This is a genomic window from Brevundimonas diminuta, assembly GCF_022654015.1.
Lineage (GTDB): Bacteria > Pseudomonadota > Alphaproteobacteria > Caulobacterales > Caulobacteraceae > Brevundimonas > Brevundimonas diminuta_C.
The window spans coordinates 876325-888537 of record NZ_CP073063.1 but is presented as its reverse complement, the minus strand read 5'-3'; the positions used below and the strand labels follow the sequence as shown (position 1 = coordinate 888537).

General features: G+C 67.3%; 10 protein-coding genes. 1 reads left to right on the top strand and 9 read right to left on the bottom strand.

From position 1 onward, the window contains the following. Positions 1-72: 72 nt before the first annotated feature. Positions 73-1932, bottom strand: a complete 1860-nt coding sequence (gene dnaG, locus KAK88_RS04295; RefSeq protein WP_242078010.1) for a DNA primase — start codon at positions 1930-1932, stop codon at positions 73-75. A 265-nt stretch (positions 1933-2197) separates the two neighbouring features. Next, positions 2198-3034, bottom strand: a complete 837-nt coding sequence (locus KAK88_RS04290) for an LD-carboxypeptidase (protein ID WP_242078009.1) — start codon at positions 3032-3034, stop codon at positions 2198-2200. A 69-nt stretch (positions 3035-3103) separates the two neighbouring features. Between KAK88_RS04290 and KAK88_RS04285 the strand changes: the two genes are divergently transcribed. Then, on the top strand, positions 3104-4501 hold the full coding sequence (locus KAK88_RS04285; protein ID WP_242078008.1) for a UDP-N-acetylmuramate--L-alanine ligase: 1398 nt from the start codon (positions 3104-3106) through the stop codon (positions 4499-4501). 22 nt (positions 4502-4523) lie between these two features. On the opposite strand, the gene KAK88_RS04280 is transcribed toward KAK88_RS04285, so the two are convergent. The 7 genes from KAK88_RS04280 to KAK88_RS04250 all read right to left on the bottom strand — a co-directional run bounded on the left by KAK88_RS04280 (position 4524) and on the right by KAK88_RS04250 (position 12205). After that, positions 4524-5888, bottom strand: a complete 1365-nt coding sequence (locus KAK88_RS04280) for a sulfite reductase subunit alpha (RefSeq protein WP_242078007.1) — start codon at positions 5886-5888, stop codon at positions 4524-4526. Further along, entirely contained in the window at positions 5885-6991 is a 1107-nt protein-coding gene (locus tag KAK88_RS04275) for an FAD:protein FMN transferase (RefSeq protein ID WP_242078006.1), read from the bottom strand. Before KAK88_RS04275 ends, KAK88_RS04280 begins: the two co-directional genes overlap by 4 nt. A 10-nt stretch (positions 6992-7001) precedes the next feature. Then, entirely contained in the window at positions 7002-7802 is an 801-nt protein-coding gene (locus tag KAK88_RS04270) for a DUF4198 domain-containing protein (RefSeq protein ID WP_242078005.1), read from the bottom strand. An 11-nt stretch (positions 7803-7813) separates the two neighbouring features. Next, positions 7814-8326, bottom strand: coding sequence for a DUF2271 domain-containing protein (locus tag KAK88_RS04265; RefSeq protein ID WP_242078004.1), 513 nt, complete (start codon positions 8324-8326; stop codon positions 7814-7816). Between the two features lie 11 nt (positions 8327-8337). Next, positions 8338-9015 carry a PepSY-associated TM helix domain-containing protein gene (locus KAK88_RS04260; protein ID WP_431307204.1) on the bottom strand — a complete coding sequence of 226 codons (678 nt, stop codon included), beginning with the start codon at positions 9013-9015 and terminating at the stop codon, positions 8338-8340. Between the two features lie 66 nt (positions 9016-9081). Continuing rightward, positions 9082-9768: a Fe2+-dependent dioxygenase gene (locus KAK88_RS04255; protein WP_242078003.1), complete on the bottom strand. Its 687-nt coding sequence runs from the start codon at positions 9766-9768 to the stop codon at positions 9082-9084. Between the two features lie 76 nt (positions 9769-9844). Then, positions 9845-12205, bottom strand: a complete 2361-nt coding sequence (locus KAK88_RS04250) for a TonB-dependent receptor (RefSeq protein ID WP_242078002.1) — start codon at positions 12203-12205, stop codon at positions 9845-9847. Positions 12206-12213: the final 8 nt, after the last annotated feature.

Genomic DNA, 12213 nt, shown 5'->3' with positions numbered 1-12213 from the left:
TCAGTCTGTCTCCGGCCGAGAGGGTGATCAGTCCGCCCCGGCGAAAAATACAATGCTTGGCGTGCCGTAAAGTTACGTGCCCGCGCTGTCTTCCCAAATCGTCCCGGCTTTGATCGCACGGCGAAGCGCATCCCGCTCGGCCTTCAGCCGGCGGAACGCCTCATCCTGCCCAGGCACATCACGTGCATGGGCCAAGGCGTCCTCCAACGCGGCGACCCGCGTCGAAGCGTCGAACGCCTGCGACCATCGGACCCTTGCCTCGGCGAGGGGCGCATTTGCGGCCAGGAATGGCGCGCCGGACTTTGCCGCCGCCTTCTCGACCTCGCGCACTAAGGCATCATGACCCGATTGCGCCAGATGGCGTCGCAGGGCGGCGGAGTCAAGGCTATGTCCCGACAGACGCAGGCGAACCAGCTCCTGCGCCAGTCCATCCAGCCCCTTGTCGCCAAATCCGTGGGCGGCGATCTCCTCCAGATGATCGTCCATCCGTTCAGGATCGTCGATGGCGCCGTGGGCCAGGGCGGCGGGCACAGGCTCGATGGCGCGAAACAGCGACTGCATCGCCTGGGCGCCTTCGGCCGTCTGACCCAGTTTGGGCGGCGGGCCGAAACCGCGCTTGCCCTGCCCCGGCGCCCAGGGCGCGCGTTGAGGGCTGCGCGGGAACAGGGCGTCGAAACGGTCGAACAGGTCGCGGCGGTATTGCTCCGCCAGATCCTTGTCCTGGATGGCTGAGGCGGTGTTCCTCAGCCGCGCCTTGAAGCCGGCCTTGCGCTCCGGCGTGTCCAGCGGCTCCAGATCCTGTTCGCGGCGGAACAGCACCTCGGCGAACCCATGGGTTTCGGCCAAGGCCTGGCGCAGCGCGGGCGCGCCCTTGTCGCGCAGGATGTCGTCGGGATCCTGCCCGGCGCCCAGCAGGGCGAACCGGAACGAGCGCCCTGGCTTCAGCAGCGGCAGCGACCGTTCGATGGCGCGATAGGCGGCGCGCAGTCCGGCCGCATCACCATCGAAGCACAGGATCGGCTCGTGCGACACGCGCCACAGCCGTTCCATCTGTTCCTCGGTCAGGGCCGTGCCCATCGGCGCCACGGCCGGCAGGCCTGCCCGCTGGCAGGCGATGACGTCCATATAGCCTTCGACCACGATGATGGCCTGGTCGTTCTTGGATTCCGCACCCAGGATGCGCCGCGCCTCGGGCAGGCCGTAAAGGGTCGCGCCCTTGTGGAAGAGCGGGCTTTCCGGGCCGTTCAGATATTTGGCCCGGTCGTCGGGGTTCATGGCCCGGCCGCCGAAGCTGACGATCCGCCCCCGCGCATCCAGGATCGGGAACATCAGCCGGTCGCGGAAGCGATCATAGGGCTGGCCGCCGCTTTCGGGCGAGATCAGCAGCCCGGCCTCGACCAGTTCGGCGGGCTTGGCGCCGCGCTGGACCAAGGCCTGTTTCAGCCCCTCACGGTCGTTGGGCGCATAGCCCAGGCCGAACCGCTCCCACTGATCCTCGGGCAGGCCGCGCTTGTCCAGATATTCGCGCGCCGCCTTGCCCGGCGTGCGGCGCAGATTGGCGGCGAACCATTTCTGGGCCAGGTCCATCCAGTCCGACAGACCCGCCCGCTTCTGCTCGCGCTCGGCCTCCCTGGGGTCTTCGGCGGGAAGCTGCATCCCCGCCTCACCCGCCAGGCGCTGCACCGCCTCGACGAAACTCAGCCGCTCGGTTTCCTGCAGGAAGGAGATGATGTCGCCGTGCTTGCCGGACGAGAAGTCGTGGAAGAACCCCTTGTCGTCGTTGACGAAGAAGGACGGCGACTTCTCCTTCGAGAAGGGCGACAGCCCGACGTATTCGCGACCCTGACGTTTCAGCTTCACCGTCCGCCCGATCACGTCGGACGGCCGAAGGCGGGCCTTCAGTTCATCGATGAATCTCTCGTCGAAACGCACCCGCGATCCTTAAGCCCTGCGGCACTCAACGTCGATGGATGGGAAGACGATCAGGCGGCTCGTCCGGGCATCCCCCGATATCCGAACGAACCGCCGCATCGCAGAAGGCGCAAACCGCAGCGTCCCCCAACGCCTTGGCTAACGAAGTCCTAACGCCTCGCGGACCGGCATCTGAAGTCAGGACCGGCGTTCTGTCGAGAGGCGGGCGAGCTTGCCCCAGCGAATAGAGGCGAGACTGTGTCCTTTTCGTCGCGCGTCGTTCGCCTTACGGGCGACCGAAGGGGACGACCTTGTTGGCGGCGTCATGCCCGATATCGGCGCTTCCCAGAAATGGTATGCCCGAGCGCAAGCACCAGTATCGAACGATTTCCTCCGGAGTCTGACCGAAATCGGGATCGTTTGGCGTGACGTCCGAGACCCGTCCCAGGCGAATCCCGGCCACGCGTCGGATGCTGGCCTGGCTGGTCAAGTGAAACATCATTCTGTCGATCCGGTAGGCGGCCTCGGACACCTCCTCCAGCATCAGGACGTGATCGGACAGATCGGGCTCCAGCGGCGTGCCGGTCAGTTCGTTCAGGATGGTCAGGTTGAAGGCGACGGCCGGGCGTGGATCAATCGCCAGCGACGGCTCGATCCAGTCGGTGCATCCCGTGGTCAGCCAGGACAGGGCGCCACGCGCGGTCGCGTCGTCGCGCACCGAATCCGAGGCCATCGGTCCGTGCGCCAGATGCTTGAACCCGGCCTTGTACATTCCGGCCAACAGGCTGCCGGCGTCGGAATAGCCCATGTAGCGCTTCTTGCGGGCGACGGCGTCCAGGCGCGGGATCACCGCATCGGCGATGCGACAGGAGCCGTATCCGCCGCGTGCGAACCAGATGGCGTCGATGCGGGGATCGTTGGCGAACTCCACGAAGGCGTCGGCGCGCGCCCGGTCATCGCCGGCGAAATGGCCGTGTTTCAGAAAACAGGCAGGGTGGAAGACGACGGCGACATCGCGGTCGGGATGGTTGTGCGCCATCCAGGCCTCGACCACCTCGGCGCGCTCTTTCGAAAAGCGCGAACTGGCGCAGACGACGCCGATCTTGAAGCTGTTGGTGTCCACGTCCGTCTTCTTCGTCGTTTTTGCGATCCCCTACTGGCGGACCGGCCCGATCCCCTGTTCTAAGGGGGCATGAACCAAGACGCCTCCTATTTCTTCTGCGGCATCGGCGGGTCGGGCATGCTGCCCCTGGCCATGATCGTCCAGGCGCACGGCGCCGTGATCGAAGGGTCGGACCGGGCGCTGGACCAGGGCCGCACGCCCGAGAAGTTCGACTGGCTGCGCGCCCATGGCGTGACCCTGCACCCCCAGGACGGATCGGGCGTGACCCGCGCGGATCAGACCGTCATCGCCACCGGCGCCATCGAGGAGACGGTGCCCGATATCGGCGCGGCCAGGCGCGCGGGCGCAACCATCAAGACCCGGCCCGAACTGCTCAGCGAACTTTTCAACGCCGCCCCGACCTCGGTCGGGGTCGCGGGCACCAGCGGCAAGTCCACCATCACCGGCATGATCGCCTGGATCCTGCATCAGACGGGCCGGGAGCCGACCGTCATGAATGGGGCGGTGATGAAGAACTTCGCCGACGCCGACCATCCGTTCGCCAGCGCCCTGATCGGCGGGCCGGACCTGTTCGTGTCGGAGGTGGACGAAAGCGACGGCTCCATCGCGCGCTACGATCCGACGGTGGCGGTGGTGTCCAACATCTCGCTGGACCACAAGTCGATGGAGGAGCTGCGCGACCTGTTCGGCGGCTTCACCGCGCGGGCGACGACGGCCGTATTGAACCTGGACAACCCCGAGACGGCGGCCCTGGCCCAGACCTTGCCGGCTGGGAAAGCGATCACCTTCGGCCTGGGCGAAGAGAAGGCCGAACTGTCCGCCCATGATCTTCAGCCCCTGCCGACAGGCATGCGGTTCCGGCTGATCGAGGGCTGGAGCGAACACGACATGGTGCTGAACGTCCCCGGCGCCCACAATGTCGCCAACGCCCTGGCGGCCCTGGGCGCGACCCGCGCGCTGGGCGTGCCCACGGCCGAGGCGGTCAAGGCGCTGGAGACCTTCGCCGGCATCCGTCGCCGGATGGAGGTCGTTGGGACGGCGCGCGACATCATCGTCATCGACGACTTCGCCCATAACCCGGACAAGATCGCGGCCACGCTGAAGACCCTGCACGCCTTCGACGGGCGGCTGCTGATCCTCTTCCAGCCGCATGGGTTCGGCCCGCTGAAGCTGATGAAGTCGGAGTTCATCGACGGTTTCGCCGGCCTGATGCGGGAGGACGACGTGCTGCTGATGCCCGAGCCGGTCTATTACGGCGGCACCACCGATCGCAGCGTGGGATCGGAAGACATCGCCTCTGGCGTCCGCGCCGCCGGCCGTCAGGCTGAGGCGCTGGCGACGCGCGCCGACTGCGGCGACCGCATCGTGGAGATCGCCAAGCCTGGCGACCGGATCATCGTCATGGGCGCGCGCGACGACACCCTGTCGACCTTCGCGGCGGAACTTTTGGGGCGTCTAGGCCAATAGCCGCCATCGGCAAGGACGGGGTTCAGTACACGTCACGGCGGTAGCGCCCGTTTTCCAGCAAGGTCAGCACAACGTCCACGCCCAGCGCGCTTTCCAGCGCGGCATGGACGCCTTGCGACATGCCTTCCAAACTGCCGCAGACATAGATCGCCGCGCCGCGCGCGATCCAATCTCGAAGCTCGTCGGCCGCCGCCCCGACCAGATCCTGCACATATCGGCCGTCGCCCGCGTCGCGCGAGAAGCTCCGGTCCAGCCGCCGCAACACCCCCGACGCCAGCCAGGCCTGCAACTCCGCATCGAAGAAGGCGTCGTGCGCCTGGGTGCGTTCTCCGAACAGCAGCCAGGCCCCGCCCACGTCGGTGCGCGCCTTTAAATGTGCGCGCAAACCCGCGATGCCCGTGCCGTTGCCGATCAGGATCATCGGCGTCTCGTCCGCCGGGCCGTGGAAGCTGCGGTTAGTGCGCAGGCGCATTCCGATCTGATCGCCCAGCGCCAGATCCTGCGTCAGCCAGCCTGAGGCAAGGCCGGGTGTGCCGTCGGGATGGCGCATCAGGCGGACCAAAAACTCGACCCGGCCGTCAGACGGCAGGGAGGCGATGGAATATTCGCGCGAACCCGGCGTGACGCCGTCACGCTTGGGCAGGCCGACCTCGGCGATGTCGCCGGCCGACCAGTCGGGCGTCGCGCCCACGGCCTCGAGCGTCAGATGCCAGGCCTCTCCGCCCGGACTGCCGGGGTTGACCAGTGTCCGTTCGACCAGCCGCCAGGGGTCGTAGGCAGGCGGTGTCCAGTCCGGAGCCGTCACGCTGCCGGTGATCTGGTTCAGTTGGTGCTGCCAGTGGCGGATGGCGCCGGCCTCGCCGTTATCGACCTCGACCATGTCGAACAGGGGCTCGGCGCCCGCGCGTCGCAGCCAGCCGTCCACCGCATGGCCGAAGCCGCAGAACTGATCATAGCTGCGGTCGCCCAGCGCCAGCAGACCGAAACGCAGTTCCGACAGATTCGTCGCCTCGCCCATGACCTTGCGCACGAACCGAGCGGCGCTGTCGGGCGGATCGCCCTCGCCGGTCGTGGAGACGATCAGCAATGCGCGGTCCGCCGCCTTCAGGGTCTGCACATCCAGATCGGCGAAGGACAGCACCCGCGCGCCCACGCCGCCATCGCCCAGAGACCGCGCCGTCATCCACGCCAGTTCCTCGGCGAAGCCCGTCTGGCTGGCGAAGGCGATCAGCAGCGGCCGTCCCTCGCCTGCGCCAGCCAGAGCATCAGACCGCGCGCGGGCCACCGCCCTGGTCCTGCGTGCACGCCAGACGATGACGGCGATCAGGGCCAGCCAAAGCGCCAAGGCCCCGACCGCCCACAGCCAGCGCTGCGGATCGGCTGTCACCCCGGACGATCTCCGTCGTCGTCCATCAGGGCGGCGAAGGCCGGCGACATCCGCTCGACCGGACCGCGCTGGGTACGCTCGACGAAATGGGCCATCAGGCCGATGGCCTCGGCATAGTCCGGTCCGTCGAACGGCCCCATGACGGTCAGGGCCGTGGCGTAGGCGTCGGCCATCATGGCCGAGGGGTGCAGGACGGTTACCGAACTCAGATTATTGCTGACCGGCCGCCCGGTCGATCCGTCAATGGTGTGGGGATACAGGCGCCCCTCATGGCGGAACGCGCGGCGATAGTCGCCGCTGGTCGCCACGGCCAGATCGAACAACGCCGCCACGGTGTGGGGCGCGGGCGAGCCCTCGACCCGCTCGATCTCGACCCACCACGGCTGGGCGTCCGGCTTGACGCCGCGCCCCTTCAACTCGCCGCCGATCTCGATCAGGTGCGAGGTCGCGCCCATGGCCATCAGGCGGTCGGACACGCGGTCCACCGCATGACCCTTGGCGATGCCGGAGAAGTCCAGCTTCATCCCGCCCATCTGCATGACCGCGCGCGCCTCGCCGTTCAGCCGCAGCTTCTGCCAGCCCGACACGGCCGCAGCCGCCGCAATCTCGTCTTCGGATGGGACGGGCAGCAGAGCCGAGCGCGGTCCGGGCGGGCCGAACCCCCACAGATCGACCAAGGCGCCAAGGGTCGGATCGACGGCGCCGTTGGTCTCGTCGCCCAGTGTCATCGCCGCATCCAGCAGATCCCAGAACGGCTGGGACACCGCCCAGACGCCGGCCGGCGCCGTGTTGAAGCGGCTGATTTCGCTGGACGGCTCCCACGGGCTGAACAGACCGACGACGGCCGCGAGTTCCTCTTCGATCGCCACCTGGATCTCGGCCTCGCCTACGCCTGGCGGGGCGATGACGCGCGCGCTCCAGGTCGTGCCCATGGTCTGGCCGCCCAGCGAGCGGATCAGGTCGCTGGGCGGACGAGGCGGCGCGCCTTCGATCGCGGGCACGAGGACGCGGTTGTCGGCGCGGTCGCCCAGAGGGGCGGCGTCGCCGATGTTGACCGTGGGCGGGGCGGCGCGTGAACCGCGCGAGGGGGGAATGTCGGACATGGCCCTTCGCTTAGGGCAGGATTTCCATCGCCGCCACATAGCTGGCGTTGGAACCCAGCGTTTCGCCCTGGCCTTCGGTGCGGACCGAGGCGTTCAGCCAGTACATGCCGGCTTCCGGCCAGGTGATGGTGAAGGCGCCCTCGGCGTTGGTCTTGACCGTCGATTCTTCGGGGTTGTCGCGGTAACGCAGGCCGCCACGCGCCACGGTGACGTCGATGTCCGCCGCCGGCTGGCCGTTGTTCAGCAGCTTGAAGGTGGCGGGTTCGCCCACGACCAGGTCGTTCGGGTGGGTGACAGGAACCAGCTCAAGCCCCTCGCCGGTCGTCTTGAAGACGGTGTCGGTGGGGTTGTTCAGGGTGACGAAGGTCTCGATCCGGCTGGCGGTACGGGTCGCCTGAACATTGGTCGCCCCCTCAGGCAGGCCCGCCGGGTAGTCCGAGGCCGCGCCGCGCCAGCGCTTCTGTTCGCCGTTCAGGGTGTAGCTGGCCATGACGCCGTTCATGACGTTGGCGATCTTGTAGGTGCCGTTCTGGGTCAGATGGGCGTCGAAGGTCGAGCGATAACGGCCCTGCATGGCGTTCTCGGGCTGGACCGCCGAGCCGTCCGGCGCGGTGATGGTCAGGCCGGTCAGGCGCATGGCGGCGTGGTCGGGGTTGAACACCTGGTTCGACATGCCGGCGTCGAATCCGACCCAGGCGTCCGTGCCCGACAGGGTCGTGGCGGTGGGCGCCAACCAGGCGCGGTGGGCCTGAGCGGCCATTGGGGCGGCCAGTGCTGCAGCCAGCGTGAGCAGGGCGATCGTCTTCTTCATGGTCATGATCCTCAGCGAGAGACGGCGACGCGCACGGCGCCCAGTTCGGTGGAGCCGGTTCCGGCGCTTGTATTGGCCGCGCCCCAGCGGAAGGGCACACGCACGACCTCGCGCCCGCCCAACTCACGGGCCGCCTCGACGACGATGTTGTACTGACCGGGCTGAAGGTTGCGCAGGCGGGCGGCGGGCACGCTGACGGTCTGGCGGCCCGGCGCGCGCGTGGCCCCGGATACGCCGTCGGCCGGCAGGCTCATGGCCCGGCCGCCCTTGCGCCACCAGGTGCGCAGATCCTTCAGCCAGTCCTTGCCGTCGCCCTCGTTGTTGCGGGTCTGCTGATACCATACGGCCAGGGTGCGTTCGGCGGACTGATCCGGCTTTTCGATCCACACCGCGACATAGGGGCGGTGATAGGAGGCGGTGTTCAGGCGCGGAATCTCGACCGACACCGTCAGGTCGGCGGCCATGGCGGGCACAGCGGCGGCGGCCAGGCCGACGGTGGTGATGACGACGGGAAGAAGGCGCATCAAAAAACTCGTCAATGAATGAAGATCAGGGCGATAACGACGGGGATCAGCAGGCCCAACGCCGCCAGCGGCCAAGTCGAGGGCCGACCCTTGGCGTGCAGGAACATCAGGCCCAGCCCCGTGACGGCGAAGATGACGCAGGCCGCCGCGAAGACGTCGATGAACCAGAACCAGACCACGCCGGCGTTGCGACCCTTGTGCAGGTCGTTGAGGTAGGCGATCCACCCGCGCGTCGTCTTCTCGTGCAGCGTCTCGCCGGTCGAACGGTCGATGGTGACCCAGCCGTCGCCGCCGGGCATGGCCAGGGCGACATAGACCTCTTCCGCCGTCGTCTCGGTCGGCTTGCCGGCGATCTCGACCTTTAGAGCGTCGGACGCCCAGCGTGCGACCGCGTCGGGGACAGGATCAGTCGTCTCCTGCGGGAAGCTCGCCAGCCGCTGCAACAGGGGCGCCGGCAAGGTCGCGGTCTGTTCGACCGTGACCGGATCGCCGGGGATTGAGGCCGCATGGTTCAGGGTGATGCCGGTGACCGCGAACAGGATCATGCCGACGAGGCTGACCGCCGCCGAAATCCAGTGCCAGCTATGCAGCTGTTTCAGCCAGAACGACCGTGCGCCGTTCAGCGCCGCCTTGGGTTTGGGGCCCTTGGCTGCGGTTTCGGCCTGACGCTGTGTGGCGAGTTCGGTCACGGGCTCGCTGTGCCATTGTTGCGAACGGGTTGCAATAGCATTTAGCGGCGTCGTGGCCCTTGGGCGTCAGACCTCGGTCCAGCGCCGCAGCAGATTGTGATAGACGCCGGTCAGTTCGATCACCGCCTGATCCTTCGGCCCCTTCTCGGACGCCACGCGCTGGGTGGCGATGTCCAGGCGGAACAGGGTCTCGCGATCCGCGTCGTCGCGAACCAGGCTCTGCATCCACATGAAGGACGAGACCCGCGCGCCGCGCGTCACTGGCGTGACCCGATGCAGGCTCTTGGACGGATAGAGGACCAGATCGCCAGCCGGCAGCTTGATCGCCTGCGACCCATACATCTCCTCGATGATCAGTTCGCCGCCATCGTAGTCCTCGGGTTCGGACAGGAACAGGGTCGCCGACAGATCGCTGCGAATGCGGATCGCCCCGCCGCCCCGCGCCTGACGGATGGCGTTGTCGACGTGCAGGCCGAACTCGCCCCCACCCTCGTAGCAGTTGAACAGGGGCGGAAAGATCGTGTGCGGCAGGGCCGCCGCCACGAACATCGGATTGGCGTTCAGCGCCTGGACGACCAGGGCCGAGACCTCTTTGGCCACGTCCGAATCCTCGGGCAGTTGCAGGTTCTTCTTCGCCGTCGCCGATTGATGGCCCGAGGTGGCGTTGCCGTCCGCCCACGGCCCGGCGTCCAGCCGTGCACGCAGCGCCGCGACCTCGGCCTTGGAGAAGACTTCCGGAATCTGCAGCAGCACGGGCGTTCTCGCTGAAAGAGGAAACGGCCCCGCGGGGGATCGCGGGGCCGTCAGACTAAGGCCGGGGAAACGGCCTTTAGAAGCGCAGGTTCAGGGCCAGGATGGCCTGGCGACCTGCGGCCACATCGGCGTGGTGAACGCCGTTGGTGCGCATGATGTATTCCTCGTCCGTCGCGTTCTTGACGTTCAACTGAAGCGTCGCGCGGTCCGTCAAATCATAGGCGGCGAAGGCGTCCACGCGGGTCCATTCGGGCGCATAGATGCGGTTATTCCCGCCGCCCGCGCCGCCCTGGTTGCCGCCCAGAGATTTGGACGTGTAGTAGACGCCGCCGCCGACCGTCAGCCGGGGCAGGACGCGATAGGTGGTGAACAGGCTGGCGCTGTGCTTGGGCGTATTGGCCAGCGGCAGACCTTGCAGCGGATTGACGCTGGCGACCGGCGGCGTGCCCGACACGACAACGGCCGCCTTGGTCAGTTCGGAGTCCATGTAGGTGTAGCCGCCGAACACGGTCCACTTCGGCGTGATGCTGCCCGACACGCCCAGCTCGAAGCCGTTGACCTCGACCTCGCCTTCCTGACGGAAGATGTTGGGCTGAACCAGGACCAGGGCGTTCTTGCGCGTCAGATGGAAGGCGGCCGCCGACAGGGCGAGACGGTCGTTCAAGACGTTGGCCTTGGCGCCGATCTCGAAGCTTTCGGTATCTTCCGGATCCAGAACGGTGTTGGCGACGCCATCGACCGTGCCCGTACCGCCCGAGGCGTTCTGGTCGCCCGCTGAAATGGTTGGCGGCGTCGAGGAGGTGGACCAGGACGCATAGACGCTGCTGTTCTGCGTCGGCTTGAACACCAGGCCGACCTGATAGTTGGTGAACTCCCAGGTTTGTTCCGACACAGCCGTATAGCCCGTCGTCGTCCAGACGCCGGCCGACTGGGTCGCGGTCGCATTTACGCCCTTGACCGAATACTGGTCCCAGCGAACGCCCAGGTTCAGAATCAGTCGCTCGGTCAGGGTGATGCTGTCGTTGGCATAGACGCCGATGGCCTCGGTCGTGTTCGAACTGGTCGGGCCGCGATTGATCACGCCGGTCCAGGCGTCGTCGGGATTGGGGTTGTAGACCGGGGTGCAGTCGCCGGCGCCCAGCGACCCGGCGGCGGTCGGATACGACCCGCTGACGGTCGTCAGACCGGTCGGACAGGCCGAGCCCGAGGTGGTGTAGGTGGAATAGGAGGCGTTCCTGTTGTGCTCGCGCGACAGCTCCACGCCGACGTCATAGCTGTGCTTGATCGAACCGGTGGCGAATTGGCCGAAGACATCCGTCACATTGGCCAGGGTGGTGACCGGGTTCCAGCGGGTCTTGGTGCCCCGCTTCATCCAGTAGGTCCCGTCCGCCGCGCGTCCGACATAGCCGCCGTCGCCGGGGTTGGTGACGATGTAGTCGTTCAGCGTCTGCGAGTAGCGGCTGACGTTGCGGATCGTGGCGAAATCGTTGAGGCGATGCTCGGCCTTGAAGGTGAACGCATCTACCTCATTGGTCAGGTAGTCGCGCGCCTTCAGCCCGTAGAAGCTGTCATAGGGCACATCCAGAACGCCGCTGTCGGTCGTGCGTGACTGGATCTTGGTGAACAGCGGAATGCCGTAGTCGGGCATCTGGTCGCTGGTCAGGTGATAGTAGCTGAAGACCATCGACGACGGCGTGCCCAGGCCGGCGCCTAGGCTGATGGCCGCACCCCATTTGTCGTAGTCGACGGCGTCGCGGCCGGGCACGTCGCCCTGGGCGCCCATCAGATTGATGCGCAAGGCGGCGGTCTCGCCCAGCGGCAGGTTCGCATCGACCGTGCCGCGCAGATAGCCGTCCGTGCCCGCGCCCGCGCTGACATTGGTGAAGGCGTTCAGCTTGGGCGACTTGGAGGCCAGGTTGATGCTGCCGCCGCCCGAACCGCGTCCCGAATAGACAGCGTCCGGCCCCTTGATGACCTCGACCTGTTCGAGGTTGAAGACCTCCCGCTGCTGGCCGCCCGTGTCGCGAATGCCGTCCACGAAGATGTTGTTGCCCGACGACTGGCCCCGGATGAAGGGACGATCGGCCAGGGGCTGACCGCCCTCGCCTGCCCCGAACGTGATGCCGGGGGAATTGGACAGCAGGTCCTGCAAGGACGAGGCCGAGGTCTGTTCGATGATGGCCTGGGGGATCACCGTCACGGTGCGCGGCGTGTCCACCAGGGGCGCGACGAATTCGGGGCTGACGGGAGCCGGCTTCTTGAACTGACCGTTGACGTCGATCGTGCCCAGATTGGCGGGCTGGGACTGGTCGGCCGTGACGACCACGCCGTCTTCGGCGGTCACGTCAGCGGCGATGGCAGGGGCGACGACCAGCATGCCTGCGGCGCTGGAGGCGAACAGAAGCGAGCGGAGCGCGGCGGCGCGGGATTCGGACATAGTCTTGC